The organism is Pseudomonas paraveronii (assembly GCF_963681955.1).
Classification (GTDB): Bacteria; Pseudomonadota; Gammaproteobacteria; order Pseudomonadales; family Pseudomonadaceae; genus Aquipseudomonas; species Aquipseudomonas paraveronii.
The window spans coordinates 3,552,874-3,569,778 of record NZ_OY817130.1; the positions used below are offsets into that span (position 1 = coordinate 3,552,874).

A 16,905-nucleotide genomic window follows, 5' to 3' on the forward strand; every position below is an offset into this window, starting at 1 on the left:
GAGCCATGTGGGCGCGTTCATTCAGTGCCACTCAATTGACCGAAGCATTCTCGCCCTGGCTGGTACGACGCTTGGTGGACGGTTCCAACGCTTGCTTGCGTTGCTGCAACGCCTCCAGCAGGCCGAAGTCCTGCGCGAAGTCGTCGACCTGGATGGCGTGGTCGGCATATTCCACATAGCGTGCGAGCAAAGCGTCTTCGTCGCTGCTGATCAAGTCCAGCGCCCGCGCCTTGACGCGCCACGCGGCAAAGGCCGTGGCGGCGATGGGCATCGGTTCAAGCAAGCCCTGTTTGATCGCGGGCTTGAGCCGTGCTTCGATCAGCTCCACCTGCGGCAACAGGCGGAAAGCCAATTCGCCGTAGGCCAGCTTGTCGATTTCCGGACGTGGGATGTAGGAATTGGCCAGCAAGCGCTCACGGGTTTCGCCGGGGGTCTGCACCACATCCGCCACCTGAGCCAGCAGCCGATCCGAGGGTTTGCGCAACGGCATGCCAAACGGAAAACTCAAGCCGCGCACCACCGCCGCCGCGGCTTTCGACGGATAGTTATCGAGTGTTTCGGCGAGGGCTTCATGGGCGCGCAGCAACGCATCCTGGGCCGACCAATGCACCAGCGGCAAATCCGCCTGGGGCCGGCCGTCATCTTCAAAGCGCTTGAGCACGCAGGACAGGATGTACAACTGCGACAGAATATCGCCCAGACGCCCGGTGATACTTTCCTTGCGCTTGAGCGCACCGCCGAGCACGCCCATGGAAACATCCGAGATCAATGCCAGCACCACCGACAGCCGATTGGCCTGGCGATAGTAGGACGCCAACGCCGGGTCGGTCTTCACCGGGGCGCCAATCAAGCGCCCGCCGGTCAACGCATGCACCGCTGCGCGTGTGGTGTTGGCGAGGACAAAGCTCACATGGCCGAACATCGCACTGTCGAACGCCTCCAGCGCCTTGCGTCGGTCGGGGTTGCGCGCGGCCTCCATCTCGCGGAACACATAGGGATGGCAACGAATCAGGCCCTGGCCAAAGATGATCAGGCAGCGCGTCATGATGTTCGCGCCCTCCACCGTGATCGCAATCGGGCTTTGCTGATAGGCACGGGCCAGGAAGTTATTCGGGCCCATGCAGATGCCCTTGCCCGCGACGATATCCATGCCGTCGTTGACGATCATCCGCGCGCGCTCGGTGACGTGGTACTTGGCGATGGCCGAAATCACCGAGGGTTTTTCCCCCGCATCCAGGGACGCCACCGACACCTTGCGCACCGCATCGCAGGCATACAAATGCCCAGCCATGCGCGCCAACGGCGCCTGCACGCCCTCGAACTTGCCGATGGGCAGGCCGAACTGTTTGCGCATCGCCGCATAGGCGCTGGTGCCGCGTACCGCGACCTTGCCCAGGCCGACGTTGGCCGATGGCAGGGAAATCGCCCGGCCGGCCGCCAGGCATTCCATCAACATGCGCCAGCCGTTGCCGACTTGTTCGCGGCCACCGATCACCCAGTCCAGGGGAATGAACACATCCTTGCCGGTGGTAGGACCGTTCTGAAACACCGCGTTGAGCGGCCAGTGCCGGCGACCGCTGTTGACGCCGGGATGGGACGTCGGGATCAGCGCACAGGTGATCCCCAGCGAACCGGGCTGCCCGAGCAAGCCATCCGGGTCTTCGGCGCGAAACGCCAGGCCGAGCACCGTGGCAATCGGGCCAAGGGTGATGTAGCGCTTGTCCCAGGTCACGTTGAAACCCAGCACTTCCTCGCCTTCGTGCAGGCCTTTGCAGACGATGCCCAGGTCTGGAATCGCCCCGGCGTCGGAACCGGCATACGGGCTGGTCAGCGCGAAACACGGGATGTCTTCGCCACGCGCCAGGCGCGGCAGGTAGTAATTACGCTGGGCATCGGTGCCGTAATGCAGCAGCAGTTCCGCCGGGCCCAGGGAGTTGGGCACCATCACCGAAATCGCCGCCGCCGAACAGCGTGTCGACAGCTTCATCACCACTTGCGAATGCGCGTAGTGGGAGAAGCCTTTGCCGCCGTACTGCGTGGGAATGATCATGCCGAGGAAACCGGCGTCCTTGGTGTATTGCCAGCCTGCGGGGGACATGTCTTGCCAGACCTGGGTGGTTTCCCAGTCGTTGGCGATGTCGCACAGGGTTTCGACTTCGTTGTCGAGGAACGCTTGTTCCTCGGCACTCAGGCTGGCCGGCGCGGCTTGCAGCAAGCGCTGCCAGTCGGGTCGGCCGCTGAACAGTTCGGCATCCCACCACACAGTGCCGGACTCGATGGCCGCGCGCTCGGTGTCGGACATTGCCGGCATGATGGTACGAAACAGGCTCAGAGCCTGGCGGGTCAGCAGGCTGCGGCGCAGCGGTTTGATGGTCATCAGCAACGCTGGCAACACCACCAGCAGCGCCACGACGGTGGTGCCGAAAACGACGACCACGTTGAACAGGTAGCCGGCCGCCAGCCAGGCCAGGCCGGCGCCCAGCCAGTGGATAGCGGCGGCTTGTCGATACGCCAGGGCAATCGCGGCTGCGAAACCCACCAATAACCAGATCACCATGGGGATACCTCAACTTGATTCAGGGGACGGCCAACGCCCAAACAGATCGGAATGACCTGTGACGTAAAGCCACACTACAAACTTAAAAAGACAATTTCAAATTTTGTTTTAAAATTTTTATTTAGTCATTTGACAAAAAAATTAACGGCCTAAAGAGTCAGCCGGGTTGATTAGTGGTGAAGGGATCGGAACGGGTCGCGTGGGCGACCCGTCGATGCAATGCCAGCCCCAGGCCGGGCAGAAAGATGCGCTGACTGCTCACGGACAGTGGCGTGGCGACAGTAGATCAAAACTCGTAGGTGACCCCCAGGCTGACTACGTCCCCATAAGCCTCCGCCTTGCCGTCCAAGGTTGCACCGCCCAGGCGATCCTGGTTGTGGGTTTGCAGCTTGGCCTTCTCAACAAACTGGTGGGAGTAAGAACCGTCGATGCCCAGGCCTGGGATAGCCCGGATCTTGTAGCCGAAGCCCAGGGACGTGAAAATCCGGTCGCCGTCTGGAATACGTGGGTCGCGGGTGGAGTCCCGGGTAGGCGTCTGGTCCGTTGCCACACCGGCGCGCAGAGTGAAGTCGTTGGTGAGTTTGTAGTCGCCACCGAGGGAGACCATCCAGGCATCCTTGTAGTTATAAGGAATGGCCACAATGGTGGAGCCTTCAGATTTCAAGGTCAGGTTTTTGAACGATGACCACTGGGTCCAGGTGACGCTGGCGCCGAGGGTGAATCGGTCGGTGAACTGGTGCACCCAGTCAACGGACGCGTTGGCGGGAACATCCAGTTGAGTGGTGGCATTGGCGCCATTCGAGTTAAGCGTAAGCCCCGGGTAGGCTTGAGAAGGAAGACCAGAGTCGATCAGTCCCTTGGAAAATGGATCAGCATAAATGCTGTACTTACCCTCTAGTTTGTTTTTAATTTTTGCATGATAGTTCAGGCCAATGGTGTCTTGCAGAGTGGGCTTCCAAGCCAAGCCTGCGAACCAGCCCACCGAGGTATTGTCGACCTTCACTCGTATCAGCGAGTATCCCGCACCGGAAGGAAACGCAGCGCCTATCGCTGGCGAAAGGGCTGCAGCGGCAAACAGGTCGATGTTCTGGCTCACAAAACCCTTGGTGTGCTGAACAATGGCGCCGCCACCGACAGAGAACTCATCATTGACCTTGAATGACAAGGAACCGGTCACCCCCACCGTTTCGATTCGGGTATCCACAGCAAAGTCGCGTCCGATCCAATCGTCGTCCCAAGTGGTACGCGCGCCCATCGGCACGACCTGGCTTAGACCGAAGGCGAAACGGTCACCCAGCGGCATAACCATAAAACCAGTAGGTAACCAGGCAGTGAAACCGCCTTGGCCACCGTCACCGGTACGCGGGACGGAGTCGAAAGTGCCGTTAACTGGATCAAGAGTGACTTTGGCCGGATCATTGCCAGCATAATCCTTGGCCGTTCCCTTGTATTTGATATTGATACGCGCGTAATCGATGTTGAATTGCGCGACATTGTGATCGATGAACGCCATGGCAGCAGGGTTGTTGTACGCCGATGACGGGTCATCTTTAAACATTGAACCACCACCAAATGCGCGACCCCACCCCTCTGCCCCGAAAGTTGGCGTGGCGAAGCCACCGGCCTGTGCTGAACTCGCGGCTACCAGTCCGCTCACTATAGCCAGCCCTAATAATGTGCGAGCGTGTTGTTTTTTATTTTTCATTTACCACTCCTGATTATTTTAAGCGCCGGTATTACCGGGTATGCCTTGTTCCGCAGGCCTTTCCAGTTATTCTCGAATCAAGTAACTACGCGACCCAACAGCGTTCTTTAAAGAAAAAACAGATTCAAAAAAACCAACAGCAGGCGCCCTATTAAAGACGCCTGCCTTTTAACGGGTGATCAGCCCTTAGTTCTCAAACCAGAATCAAGGAACAACGGTGATGGGTGTGGATGTGGCCGAGGTAACGGTCACGTTCAAGGTTTGCACTGTGCAATTTGGTGCCACAGCCTGACCGGACGCAGTCAGGACGTGCGTGGTATTGCTGTAACCGACCGAAATAGGCGACGGACCACAGGTAGTTACAGGCAGAGGGGCATGATTAATATTGAAGCCAACACCAGCGACGGTGCCAAGCGCAGCGGCGCCCGACAGACTTGTGGCGGTCAACGTCCAAGGCAAGTAAGGAGTTGTCTGTGGATAGTTACACACGTCGCTAGATCCGCTTACTACTGCACTGGTAATGATGCCGAGGCCAGCACTGTTGACAGACCCAGTAAAAGTCACGTTACAGGTAATCGGAATTTGGAACGAAGATGGAGACTTCGTGACAATGGTGCCTGTAGCAGTGAACCCTGTGTTGAGTGGGCTCAGACTAACAGCATTCGCCATCGAAGCAGCACCCATGCACACGGTCAAAGCGGACAACGATACGAGGGTTTTCAAACTTTTCATTATTTTTCCTCACATGTTATGGCGAATCATTTCGCCAGGGGTAATGGCCATGAACGAGAGGTCACGGAGAAACTGCAGAACTTCCCTTTCCAGCCAAATTTCAATTCAATTACCGCTGCAACTATCGGATGTAGTTATTCGACAACTTTGAAGTTGGCCGGCATCTTGATCGACACCGTCTTGATCTTGCAGTCTTCGCCAATCGGCACATTGGCGGCTTCCAACTTGCCGGTGGCGTTATCCCAGGTGCCGTCGGCCGTGGACGGGCCGCACTTGCCGCCCAGGCCAAAGGCGTGGACGTCCACGCTGATCTTCGACATCGAGCCGCTTTGGGTGTCTTTGGCCACTAATATCCACGGCAGGTTGATGGCTTCGACCCGGCTGCACTTGAGGCCGCCGTCGAATTCGACCTTGTCGACATTGACCGAGGAACCATCGGCGGCGACCTTGCCCGCCACCTTGATGGTGCAGTCGGCACTGATCAGTTTGCCTTTGGAAAAACTGATAGGGCCTTGCGCAGTAAACGCACTGCCGGCAGGTTCAATACGGGCAGCCTGGGCCTGTTGATAGACAATCAGACCCAATGCCGCCAATAGAATATGGGCGGTGAACTTGGCAGGTGCTTGCATGGTGGACGTCCTTCCCTTGCTTTTATTGTTGTGGGGTCAAACAACTTTCTTGCAATGAAATCAACAAACGACGGGCGATAAAAAACCGCGCGACACAAAGATCCCGAGCACGCTAGGTAACTTTCTCAGTTCATCTCAAAACGTCTTAGTATGGCCGCCGTATTGTGTCAGATAGTGCAAACGCTTGGACGGTTGAAGATTGGTCAGGGTGATATCCCCGGCATAATGCCTGAGCACTCGATGATCCATCCGTCGTCGCCACAAGTACGGTACATAAGCCCAGACAATCATGCTCGCATAACCGTAGGGAAGTTGCGGCGATTCATCGAAGTGACGCAACGATTGATAACTGCGCGTCGGGTTGGCGTGGTGATCGGAATGCCGTTGCAACTGGAACAGAAAGATATTGGTGACAATTCGATTACTGTTCCACGAGTGCCGCGGTGAGCAACGCTCATAACGCCCATTGGGCAACTTCTGGCGTTTAAGGCCGTAGTGTTCGACGTAGTTCACCACTTCCAGCAGCGAGAAGCCGTAGATGCCCTGGATGATCAGGAACGGAATCACCGCCGCCCCCAACCAGACAATCATCGCGCCCCACAACACCACGCTGTACAGCCAGGCGCTGAGCACCGCGTTTTTCCAGTGCCAGGCCGGCAAGCCGAGTTTGCGCAGGCGTTCGCGCTCCAGGTTCCACGCCGAACGTGTGCTGCCCCACACCGAACGCGGCAGGAAGGCCCAGAAACTCTCGCCAAGGCGCGAACTGGCCGGATCTTCCGGGGTGGCGACACGGACATGATGGCCGCGGTTATGTTCGGTGTAGAAGTGCCCATAGAACGTCGGCGCCAGGGTGACTTTGGCCAGGAACACTTCCAGCGGCTTGGGCTTGTGCCCCAGCTCGTGGGCAGTGTTGATCGCGATGCCGGTCGCGGCGCCCGTGGACATGGCCATGCCCAGGTACGTGAACGCACTGACCTCACCGTGAAGCTGGGTGCGCGAGGTGATATAGGCGGCCGTTTTTGCCAGCCCGCTCGAAGGCTCCAGTGCGGCGCTGGCCTGGAGCAAACCGCCGTGGATGATCCAGTCGATACCGCCGGCCGCCAGCCAGCCGGTGATCACCACCGAAGCAATGACGAACAGCACGCCGGTGTAGATGATCCAGCGGTAGTAGCGTTGCGATTCGAGGTGGCCGACGGCGGACTCGGGCGGGTTACTCACGTCTTCGCCCAACAGGCCATCGATCAGCGGGATGAGGCCGAAGATCACCAATACGCCAACCCACCACAGTTGTTGCACGCCGCTGGTGATTGCCAGTGTGCCGGCGAGTAAAGGCGTTGCCAGGGGCAGGATGCCGAGCCACCACAGGTGGCGTTTGCCGTCGACCCAGACCTGCGGAGTTGCCAGGGTCTGACTCATGGCAACCTCCGGACGAGGCAGGTGCAAAACAGGTTCGAGGAGCGCGAAAGGCTCCGGGAAATCAACCATGCGATAAAAGACGTTTTTTTCATTGTTATTCGCTCTTAGGCATTTCAAAAATCATTTCAAAATAAACATTGAAATATTTTTTTAAATAAATAACGCGGAATCATTAGGTCGTCAACTAGTTTTTCAAGCCCTTATTGACGTGACCGAGCAGTCTCTTTTCCCGCCACAGGGTCAGGTGTCTAGGACAAGCATTGACGCTGTTCAACCACAGGTCGGAGGGCACAACTATTTGCTCGCCAGGGCGAACGGAGGATGCAACACCGTGGCGTTTTGCACCGGCCGGGCACGTTTAGCCACCTGTTCCACCACCGCCACCACGCGCTCCGTGGCGGTGATCGGCAGCATATGGCCGCGCCCTTCCACCAACTGCAGCTTGACGCCGGGCACCCGGCTCGCCAGGGCCTGGCCGTGCTTTTGAAAGTCCAGCACCTGGTCCTTTGCGCCGTAGATCAGGCCAATGGGCAGGGTCAGTTGCGGGTAGCGCTTGACCATGCCCGGCAGGTAATCGTTGACCTGGTTGATCTCGGTGGAGGCCGCGTAGAAGTTGGCCGGGCGCATGCCGAGCAGCCCACCGCCGCGGGTGGCGAAGTCCGCTGGAGCGGGATCGGGGGCGAACACGCCTTTGACCACCGAACCTTTGGTCAGCAGGCCGATAGGCAGGGTCAGGGTATGCGACAGCCAGCGACGCAACCCTGCCGGGCGCACCGCCAATGACAGGAACACCAGCGGCAATAGGCGCTGGGGATGGGTCAACGGTGCCACCAGGATCAACCCCGAGACCGCGTGGGGATGGTCAAGCGCCAGTGCCAGGGCAATCGCACCGCCGAGGGAATGCCCCAGCACCAGCGGTTTTTCCAGGCCCAGCGTCTGAATAAAGGCAGCGATTTGCCGGGCCTGGGCCGGCAGGTCCGCCGCCGTACCCGGATGCCGGGTGGAATAGCCCGACCCCGGTCGGTCGACGCTGATGACGCGAAAATGCTGGCGTAACTGGCCGGACAAGGCGTAGGTCAGGTTGCGACTGCTGCCCATCAGCCCGTGAATCATCACCAGCGCCGGGCCCTTGCCCTCGTCGTAATAATGAAAGCGCTCGCCATCGACCTCGACGAAGCGCCCATTGCCTGGAACGGCCGCTTCAATGCGCCGTGTCATCCAGGCACTGAAGCCCCCTAACACAACGCTCGCTGCGACCAGCACACCCGCAGCAATAACCCATTCAACAGCCATAGCTCGGTCCTCTGCTTCCCTGCTGCCGACCGCCCGACCGGAATTGATCAAGGCCTCAGCCATCGTCCACACCCTGGACCTAAACTTCGTGCATACCGTCGGACACGTCGCACATGAGGAGCCAGGGACTAGCGTAGGCGATATTTTCAGGTAGATTATTTAAAATATTTTTTAAAAAAAGTAATTCAATTTTTCTTTGCAATGGTGTTCTATCTAAAAGACAAAACAAAAACAGGAGCACATCCGATGCCCATGCAGGACAGCCTATGAATGCCCACAGCGATTCCATCGACATCGCCATCATCGGTTCAGGCTTTGCCGGCCTGTGCATGGCGATCAAGCTCAAGCAAGCCGGGTTTACTGACTTCTTTATCGCCGAGCAGGCCGAGACACTCGGCGGCACCTGGCGCGACAATCACTACCCAGGGTGCGCCTGCGATGTGCAGTCCCATGTCTATTCGTTTTCGTTTGCGCCCAACCCGGACTGGACACGCCAATTCGCCCCGCAAGCGGAGATCCGCGCCTATCTGGAGCAATGCGCTCGACGTTTCGCGCTGGCGCCGTATCTGCGCTTCGGCATGGGCCTGCAACGGGCGGTGTTCGATGAGCAGCAACAACGCTGGCAACTGAGCTTCAGCAATGGGCGCCAGGTCAGTGCGCGGGTGCTGGTGTCGGGCATGGGCGGCTTGTCGCGCCCGGCGCTGCCGGATATCCCGGGGCTGGACAGCTTCAAGGGCCAGCGCTTTCACTCCCAGCAGTGGGACCACGCCTATGCCCTGAAGGGCAAGCGTGTGGCGGTGATCGGCACTGGCGCCAGCGCCATTCAGTTCGTGCCGCAGATCGCGCCGCAGGTGGCGCATCTCGACCTGTTTCAGCGCACCCCGCCGTGGATCATGCCCAAGCCCGACCGGCCGATTTCGCGGGTTGAGCGCTGGGCGTTCAAGCACCTGCCCTTCACCCAACGGCTGGTGCGCGGCGCCTTGTATTGGGCGCTGGAAGGCCGCGTGGTGGGCTTTGCCCGGCACCCACGGCTGATGCGGATGGTGCAGAAAATCGCCCTGCGGCATTTGCACAAACACGTCACCCGCCCTTCCCTGCGCAAGGCGCTGACGCCGGACTACACCCTCGGCTGCAAGCGCGTGCTGATCTCCAACGACTATTACCCGGCGTTGTCGCGCAGCAATGTGCAGGTGGTGACCGACAGCGTGCTGCGCATCGAAGCCGATGGCGTGATCACCGCCGACGGCGTCAAGCACCCGGCCGATTGCCTGATCTTCGGCACCGGCTTCCAGGCCACCGACCCGCTGCCCCGCGACTGCATCATCGGGCGTCACGGTGTCGACCTGATGGACGCCTGGCACGACGGCGCCCACGCCTACAAAGGCGCCACGGTGCCCGGCTACCCGAACCTGTTCCTGATCATCGGCCCCAACACCGGCCTGGGGCACAACTCGATGATCCTGATGATCGAAGCCCAGGTCGCTTACATCCTCGATGCGCTGCAACAGATGCAGCGCCACCGCATCGCCACGGTAGACGTCAAACCCTCGGTGGAACAGGCCTACAACCGCCAACTGCAGGACAAACTCACGCGCACCATCTGGAACACCGGCGGTTGCCGAAGCTGGTACCTCGACCCCCGCACCGGCAAGAACACCACCCTGTGGCCGGGCTCGACCTGGCGCTTCAAACAAATCACCCGGCATTTTGCGCTCAAGGATTATGTCGCCGGCATGGCGCCGATTGACGCGGCTCCCCGCGCAACGGCTGCGCCACACTCCACCGCAGAAGGGAGCCTGTCATGAAGTCATTCAACGGCCGCGTGGCGGCGATCACTGGCGCGGCATCCGGCATGGGCCGTGCGTTGGCCCTGGCCCTGGCGCGCGAAGGTTGCCACCTGGCGCTGGCGGACAAGAACAGCCAAGGCCTGGAGCAGACCTTGGCGTTGATCAAGACGTCGACGCTGTCACCGGTGCTCGTGACCACCCAGGTGCTGGATGTGTCCGACCGCCAAGCCATGGAGGCCTGGGCCGCGCGCTGCGTCGCCGATCACGGCCAGGTCAACCTGATCTTCAACAACGCCGGGGTGGCACTGTCGAGCACCGTCGAAGGCGTGGACTACAGCGATCTGGAATGGATCATCGGCATCAACTTCTGGGGCGTGGTGCATGGGACCAAGGCCTTCATGCCGTATCTCAAAGCCAGCGGCGACGGCCATGTGATCAACACTTCCAGCGTGTTCGGGCTGTTTGCCCAGCCCGGCATGAGCGGCTACAACGCCAGCAAATTCGCGGTGCGCGGTTTTACCGAAGCCCTTCGCCAGGAATTGGACCTGCAACATTGCGGCGTCTCGGCCAGTTGCGTCCACCCCGGCGGCATCCGCACCGATATCTGCCGCAGCAGCCGCATCGACGCCAACATGACCGGCTTTCTGATCCACAGCGAACAGCAGGCCCGCGCCGATTTCGAAAAGCTGTTCATCACCGACGCCGACCAGGCCGCCAAGGTGATCCTGCAGGGCGTGCGCAAGAATAAACGGCGCGTACTCATCGGCCGCGATGCGTATTTCCTCGACCTGCTCGCCCGCTGCCTGCCGGCGGCCTATCAAGCGCTGGTGGTGTTCGCCAGCAAGCGTATGGCCCCCAAGCAACGCACGCCGGTGCTTGAAACCAACGACGAACCCCGTCTCTGAACAGGAGCAAGCCCATGCTGCCGATCCGTCGCGATATCCGTTTTGCCTTGCCCGCCGAACGCATCAAGAACTGGCACGAACAAGGCCCGTTCATTACGCATTTCTTCAATGCGCTGTCGCTGCTGTTTCCCCAGGGCGAACTGTTTTTCATGGACAGCGTGCGCCACTACCGCCAACGCATCGATGACCCGACGCTGACACAAGAGATCCAGGGTTTTATCGGCCAAGAGGCCATGCACAGCCGCGAACACGTGGCCTACAACGACTTGCTGCACGCCGCAGGCCTGCCGGCACATCGCCTGGATCGACGCCTGAAATTCTTCCTCGACCTGCAGAAAAAACACCTGCCGCCGTCGTTCAACCTGGCGGTGACCATCGCCCTTGAGCATTACACCGCGATGCTCGCGGAAATCCTGCTGAGCGACCCCTCGCGCTTCGGCGATTCGCTCAAGGGCTACCAGCAGATGTGGTACTGGCACGCCCTCGAAGAAACCGAGCACAAGGCGGTGGCGTTCGATGTGTGGAACCGCGTGATCAAGCCAGGCCCGCTGCGCTACCTGCTGCGCACCGGGACGATGCTGACTACGACGCTGCTCTTCTGGCTGGTGGTGTTTGATTTCCACCTGCGCCTGCTGATTGCCGACCGCCAGGCCGGCGGGCACCTGCAAGGGTTCTGGCGCATGCTCAAGTTTTTGTATGGGCCCAAGGGCGTGTTCCCGCGGATGCTGCGGCCGTGGCTGCACTACTTCAAACCGGGCTTTCATCCGTGGGACCACGACAACCGTGCGCGCCTGGCGCGGATCGATGGCTTGGTCGAAGAGATCGAGCAGACCCAGCGCGAATACCGCTCAGCCCAGGCCCAGGCTTAGGCCAACGCGGCGCGCTTGCGCACGAAACCTGGCAACTGATCGCCCCGCAGCGCCACTTGCAGCACCACGGTCGCCCGATCACCGTGGGTGCTCAGGATGGCGCAAACACTGTTCAAACTGCGCTTCACCGAGCGTCTGGCCGCCTTGGCCAGTGTTGCGGTCGCACACGTGCGTTTTCAGGTGCCTCAGCACGCTCACTGACGCGTTCGCTATTGAGCAATGGAACTTTCTGACAAGAACCAATCCCTAAGCCAGCTTCAAGAGGTAAAATCGGCGGCTTTTTCAGGATTCCCTGATACTCCAACCAGGGAACAGGCTGAAGTCGCAGGCAGCAAGGAGGTTGGCTTGAGATGCAACACAAGTGGTCGAATACTATGCACCCACTGATGTTTAACGCCGTACTGTGGTTATGTGGGGTTGCGCTGCTCTATCTGATCAAGGCGCTCGTGGAAGTGTTTTCAGGGCCCATCAGCGAAACCTGGATGGACCTGACGCTGGTGCTGACGGCGTACCTGTTACTCTTCGTTCTTGACCCCATACGAACCAGGATAAACCGCCGCCTGCACAAACGCGCCCGGCGTAAACAGGCTCGCCAGGACACCGGCACGGGTGCCTGACATTTTTCTAGGAGTAAACCTTTGTCCCAACCCGGCGATACCCATCAACTCGCGCTGGACAGATTCCTGCATGAGCACCCGGATGTACTCACCCAACTGGACACCCTGAACCCACTGGCCGCCCAGGCCAAAGGCGAAACCCTGGCGCAATACCGCGCCGAACGCCTGCATGAAGCGTTCGAAGCCGAAGCCGAGCGCCTGGGGCTGTTTGCCTGGGAGCTGACCCTCAAGCTGACGGCCGAATCCGCCCAGGCATTCGAAGCGCAACGCCTCGAAGTGCATAGGGAAGTGGCGCAGATGGCGGGGATGAGCTGGGACGAATACTGCGAGTTGCATGGTGTGAGCGGCTGACACCGCATGCCATGAACCCGCAGTGCCACGCGGGTTTTATCGCGTCACACCATCGCCAGCGGATGCTTGCGCTTGGGCGCCCCGAACACCCGGTCGATGGCATCGAGGTCGTGCTCGTCCAGCACCAGTTGAGCGGCCGCAGCGTTAAGCCGCACATGCTCCGGCGTAACGGCCTTGGGGATGGCGATCACCCCGTCCTGACGCACCACCCAGGCCAGCGCGACCTGCGCGGGCGTTGCCTGATGCCGATGGGCGATCTGCTTGAGGGTGGGGCTGGACAGCAACTCGCCACCTTGCGCGATCGGACAGTAAGCCATCAACGGCAAGTGATGTTGTTGCCACCACGGCAGCAGGTCGAATTCAATGCCGCGCTCTTGAATGTTGTAGAGCACCTGGTTGGTCGCGCAGGCCGGTGAAGCGAGTTCCTGCAGGTCTGCCACATCAAAGTTGGAAACGCCCCAGCGGCCGATTTTACCGGCTTCGCGCAAACGCTCGAACGCTTCGACGGTCTCTTCCAGTGGGTACTGACCGCGCCAGTGCAGCAGGTACAGGTCGATGTATTCGGTGCCCAGCCGTTGCAGGCTGGCGTCGCACGCACGCGGTACGCCCGTGCGACTGGCGTTATGGGGGTAGACCTTGCTCACCAGGAACACCTGCTCGCGCTTGCCGCGAATGGCCTCGCCAACCACGCTTTCGGCGCCGCCTTCGCCGTACATTTCCGCGGTATCGATCAGGCTCATGCCCTCCTCGATGCCGCACTGCAGCGCCGCGACTTCGGCGCGGCGCCGGTCCGGGTCTTCGCCCATGCGCCAGGTGCCCTGGCCGATGACAGGGACCGGAACACCGGCCAGATCAATGGTTCGCATGACAACCTCCTGATGTGTTCGCGGGTTAACAGTGTGGCATTCACCGGACAAAAGGGTTCAATCGAAGTATGGTTGCCTTTTGCCAAATCGCCGGGAAGGGCCTGCAATGCTGTTTGTCGTAATGCTCGGGGGTAAGCACCCACGGGCCAGGATCGAAGTCCATGACGTGGTATTCGCCGTGGCGGATACGCTGGACGCCACCTACCCACAGTTACGCGACGCCTGGTTTGGCAGCCCCAAGGGTATGCATATCGATTCGTGGATGGCGGTCGATGGCGTCGACGGCTGGAAAGTCGAGCTCAGCCATTTGGCGCCCCAGGCCGGCGCGCACCACCTGTACTTCATCAACCTGGGCGGCTACGAGGCCAACCGCTTTGGCGAGGCGCATCACTACCTGTTGGTGGTTGCCCGCGACAAGAAGGAAGCGACGTGCAAAGGCAAGCAACAGTTGCTGCGCCACTGGTCACAGGCCCACACCGACGGTGTGCTGGACATCGACGACTGCCTGCCCATCGACCTGGTGGACGGCCGTTACCTTCACCTGGTCCAAGGCCAGCACCAGCCGGTGATCCAGCAGAACGACTACAGGGTGCTGGCGTGAGCGCCATGGCCGGATAGCTCATTTCATGAGAGGGGGAGCCTGCTCTCAAGTGCAGTGATGTTGTTCAGAATGATCGCGACGGCCTGGGCTGGGCTCATATGGGTTACCTGAAGATTCATCGCAAGGCGCAACTTTATCCTATAGACGCATGGCGATGCCGTGCATGATCGGTTCCACGCTCCCGGTCAGCACCACGCCGCCCTGCCCGTCCCACTGCACGGTGACCGTGCCGCCGTCACATTGCACCTCAACGCTATCGTCAAGCAGGCCGCGTCGAATTCCGTTCACCACGGCGCCACAGCAGCACGAGCCGGACCCTAGCGGCACCCCGCCCCCGCGCTCCCAGATACGCAGGCGAATATGCCCGCGATCAACAACCTGGACAAAATGCACATTGGTCCTGGCGGGAAACAGCGCGTGAACTTCCAGTGCCGGACCCAGGGTTTCCACGTCGACGGCGGCCAGGTCCGCGACAAAGAAGGTGCAATGGGGGTTGCCCATGCTGCACGCCGCGGGGTTACCTTCGAGTGGCAACCACAGGGTGTCCATCGACTCGGCCAGCGGCACTGTTTCCCAGCCCAGCGATGGCGCGCCCATATTCACCGACACCCGCCGCCCCGACGCACGCACACACGTCAGTAAACCTCGGTCAGTACGCAGCACGATGGAATCGGTGCCGGCTTCGTGCATCAGCCGGTCGGCCACGCCGCGCGTGGCGCTACCGCACGTTTGCAACGGCGTGCCATCGGGGTTCCAGAATTTGATCCGCGCGGCGGCGTCTGCACAGTCGAGCACCACCGCCAACTGGTTGAAGCCGATGCCGGTGTGACGATGACCGAGGCGACGAGCGAGCTGCGCGGTGATCGGATCATCCAGACCACGGCGATCGATGATGATGAAATCGTCGCCATGGGCGTGCATCTTCACGAAAGGCAGCGTCATGGGGTGTGCTGTGGACTGTGACAAATCAGAGCACGCTCCCCATCGCCTTCATCAACACCAGGTCGCGCCCATAAATATCCGGCGCATACACCAACCCACCCTGGCGATCCACTTCCACGGTCCAGTACCCGAGCAACACCGGCACCGGCGTGGCCAGGCGGAATTCATGGGTCACGCCGGTGGCCAGCAATTCATCGGTGCGAGTGCGTTCTGCCGGGGTCACCAGCAGGTCGCGCAGCAGCAAGGGTTGTTCAACCCGCACGCAACCCGAGCTGAACGCGCGCGGGCCTTTGGTGAACAGCGGTTGGCTGGGGGTGTCGTGCAGGTACACCGAGTACGGGTTGGGGAAACGCATGACGATCTTGCCCAGCGGGTTGCGCGGACCGGCTTCCTGGCGCAGCAGGATGTTGCCGGGGCGGGCCCAGTCGATGTGTTCGGGGGCCAGCGGGCGGCCCTCGGGGTCGAGCACTTGCAGGTTTTGCTGGCGCAGGTATTCGGGGTTGAGGCGGATGGCCGGGAGCTTGTCCTCGCGCATGATGGTGGGCGGGATGGTCCAGGTCGGGTTGAGGGTCAACCGGGTGATGCGCGACTTGAGCAGCGGTGTCTGGCGTTCGGCGCGGCCGACCTGCAGGCGGGTTTGCCACACCGGGATGCCACTCTGATAGACGCTCAGTTGCGCGGCGGCGACGTTGACCAGCACGCCTTCGGGCTCCAGGTCCTGGCTCAGCCAGCGGAAGCGCTCCAGGTTGATACGCAACTGTTCGCGGCGCATCAACGGACTGATATTCAGTTCGGCCACGGTGCCGGCGCCGATCACGCCGTCGGATTGCAGCGAGTGGCTGACCTGGAAGGTCTTGACCGCCTGCACCAGTTCGTCTCGGTACTGCTTGCCGTTGCCCTTGGGTTCGCTGGCGAGGTAGCCGCCACGGTAGAGGCGCCGCGCCAGTTCCGGCACGCGCGGGTCTTCCATGCCGGGGCGCAACAGCGGCCCACTGGCGACCGCATCCCAATGGGGCAACGGCTGCTGGCGCAGCGTGGAGTAGACGTTACGCAGGCTGCGGTATAAATCCGCAGCGGGGCGGGCCTGGTCGAAGGCTTGCGCCATGTCGTGCAAGCCCGTGCTGGCGAAGGCCAACACCTCGGTATCCGGGTCGCGGGTGGGCGGCTGGGAATGCCACAGCGGTTCGAAGCGCGATTGCTGCAGGCGCCCATAATGCAAATCCTGCAGGGCGTGCAGGTACTGCTCGCTGGTGCCGATATCGCTGCACAGCACATTGGCCGCGGCATCCGCCGAGGGCAGGCTATAGTGGGTGGGGTCCAGGCCGTCGTCGGCCAGCATCAGCAACTGCGTTTGCAGTGCCTGGCGGCGTTCGGCGGCAGCCCACAGCGGCACATCACCCTGCTGCTGATAGAACGCCTGCAGGCGCGCCAATGTCGCCGCGTCGATGCGCGGGGCAAGGCTGGGGCAGACGCTGGGCAACTGCGCGAGGGCCTGTTGCACCGGGCTCGCCGGAATCACCGGCAACGCGTCCATCAGCACTTCGTCGGCTGTTGCGACCAGCGGTGCAACGAGCAAGCAAATGCTCAAGTAACATGCGTGTTTTTTGAACAATAGCTTTGCTCCAATCCACAGTG

At 60.7% G+C, this 16,905-nt stretch carries 16 protein-coding genes; 6 read left to right on the forward strand and 10 right to left on the reverse strand.

What is annotated here, in order from left to right; all coding sequences use genetic code 11:
* Nucleotides 1-31 precede the first annotated feature (31 nt).
* From U5A08_RS16270 to U5A08_RS16295, 6 genes are all read right to left on the reverse strand, one after another.
* Entirely contained in the window at nt 32-2,557 is a 2,526-nt protein-coding gene (locus U5A08_RS16270) for an acyl-CoA dehydrogenase (RefSeq protein ID WP_321847429.1), read from the reverse strand.
* A 286-nt stretch (nt 2,558-2,843) separates the two neighbouring features.
* Entirely contained in the window at nt 2,844-4,262 is a 1,419-nt protein-coding gene (locus tag U5A08_RS16275; protein WP_253396377.1) for an outer membrane protein transport protein, read from the reverse strand.
* A 204-nt stretch (nt 4,263-4,466) separates the two neighbouring features.
* Nucleotides 4,467-4,994 carry an alkane oxidation protein activator PraB gene (praB, locus tag U5A08_RS16280; RefSeq protein WP_253396379.1) on the reverse strand — a complete coding sequence of 176 codons (528 nt, stop codon included), beginning with the start codon at nt 4,992-4,994 and terminating at the stop codon, nt 4,467-4,469.
* 134 nt (nt 4,995-5,128) lie between these two features.
* The gene (praA, locus tag U5A08_RS16285; protein WP_321847433.1) at nt 5,129-5,623 is read right to left on the reverse strand and encodes an alkane oxidation protein activator PraA; all 495 of its coding nucleotides are present in this window, start codon (nt 5,621-5,623) and stop codon (nt 5,129-5,131) included.
* Between the two features lie 135 nt (nt 5,624-5,758).
* Nucleotides 5,759-7,039 (reverse strand): alkane 1-monooxygenase, encoded by a 1,281-nt coding sequence (locus U5A08_RS16290; RefSeq protein ID WP_321847434.1) that lies wholly within the window; start codon nt 7,037-7,039, stop codon nt 5,759-5,761.
* Between the two features lie 294 nt (nt 7,040-7,333).
* Nucleotides 7,334-8,332: an alpha/beta fold hydrolase gene (locus U5A08_RS16295; RefSeq protein WP_321847435.1), complete on the reverse strand. Its 999-nt coding sequence runs from the start codon at nt 8,330-8,332 to the stop codon at nt 7,334-7,336.
* A 266-nt stretch (nt 8,333-8,598) separates the two neighbouring features.
* Between U5A08_RS16295 and U5A08_RS16300 the strand changes: the two genes are divergently transcribed.
* From U5A08_RS16300 to U5A08_RS16310, 3 genes are read left to right on the forward strand one after another with little or no spacing between them, the layout of a single operon-like run.
* Nucleotides 8,599-10,137 (forward strand): flavin-containing monooxygenase, encoded by a 1,539-nt coding sequence (locus tag U5A08_RS16300; RefSeq protein WP_253396387.1) that lies wholly within the window; start codon nt 8,599-8,601, stop codon nt 10,135-10,137.
* Nucleotides 10,134-11,024, forward strand: a complete 891-nt coding sequence (locus U5A08_RS16305) for an SDR family NAD(P)-dependent oxidoreductase (RefSeq protein ID WP_321847436.1) — start codon at nt 10,134-10,136, stop codon at nt 11,022-11,024. The genes U5A08_RS16300 and U5A08_RS16305 overlap by 4 nt, the downstream gene beginning before the upstream one ends.
* Before the next feature lie 14 nt (nt 11,025-11,038).
* Nucleotides 11,039-11,893, forward strand: coding sequence for a metal-dependent hydrolase (locus U5A08_RS16310; protein WP_321847437.1), 855 nt, complete (start codon nt 11,039-11,041; stop codon nt 11,891-11,893).
* On the opposite strand, the gene U5A08_RS16315 is transcribed toward U5A08_RS16310, so the two are convergent.
* Nucleotides 11,890-12,021, reverse strand: coding sequence for a hypothetical protein (locus U5A08_RS16315; RefSeq protein ID WP_301295014.1), 132 nt, complete (start codon nt 12,019-12,021; stop codon nt 11,890-11,892). The two genes, U5A08_RS16310 and U5A08_RS16315, sit on opposite strands and share 4 nt — an antisense overlap.
* A gap of 222 nt (nt 12,022-12,243) precedes the next feature.
* On the opposite strand from U5A08_RS16315, the gene U5A08_RS16320 reads away from it, so the two are divergent.
* Entirely contained in the window at nt 12,244-12,510 is a 267-nt protein-coding gene (locus tag U5A08_RS16320) for a hypothetical protein (protein WP_247403933.1), read from the forward strand.
* 21 nt (nt 12,511-12,531) lie between these two features.
* Nucleotides 12,532-12,861, forward strand: coding sequence for a DUF6388 family protein (locus U5A08_RS16325; RefSeq protein ID WP_253396393.1), 330 nt, complete (start codon nt 12,532-12,534; stop codon nt 12,859-12,861).
* Between the two features lie 44 nt (nt 12,862-12,905).
* Here U5A08_RS16325 and U5A08_RS16330 read toward each other — a convergent pair whose 3' ends face one another.
* Nucleotides 12,906-13,727 carry an aldo/keto reductase gene (locus tag U5A08_RS16330; RefSeq protein ID WP_321847444.1) on the reverse strand — a complete coding sequence of 274 codons (822 nt, stop codon included), beginning with the start codon at nt 13,725-13,727 and terminating at the stop codon, nt 12,906-12,908.
* A 106-nt stretch (nt 13,728-13,833) separates the two neighbouring features.
* Between U5A08_RS16330 and U5A08_RS16335 the strand changes: the two genes are divergently transcribed.
* Nucleotides 13,834-14,328, forward strand: a complete 495-nt coding sequence (locus tag U5A08_RS16335; protein ID WP_253396397.1) for a DUF1543 domain-containing protein — start codon at nt 13,834-13,836, stop codon at nt 14,326-14,328.
* 138 nt (nt 14,329-14,466) lie between these two features.
* Here the strand turns inward: U5A08_RS16335 and dapF are convergent, their stop codons facing one another.
* Both dapF and U5A08_RS16345 read right to left on the reverse strand, forming a co-directional pair.
* On the reverse strand, nt 14,467-15,270 hold the full coding sequence (dapF, locus tag U5A08_RS16340; RefSeq protein ID WP_321847447.1) for a diaminopimelate epimerase: 804 nt from the start codon (nt 15,268-15,270) through the stop codon (nt 14,467-14,469).
* Between the two features lie 25 nt (nt 15,271-15,295).
* Complete coding sequence (locus U5A08_RS16345) at nt 15,296-16,882, reverse strand: L,D-transpeptidase family protein (protein ID WP_321847448.1); 1,587 nt, start codon at nt 16,880-16,882, stop codon at nt 15,296-15,298.
* Nucleotides 16,883-16,905: the final 23 nt, after the last annotated feature.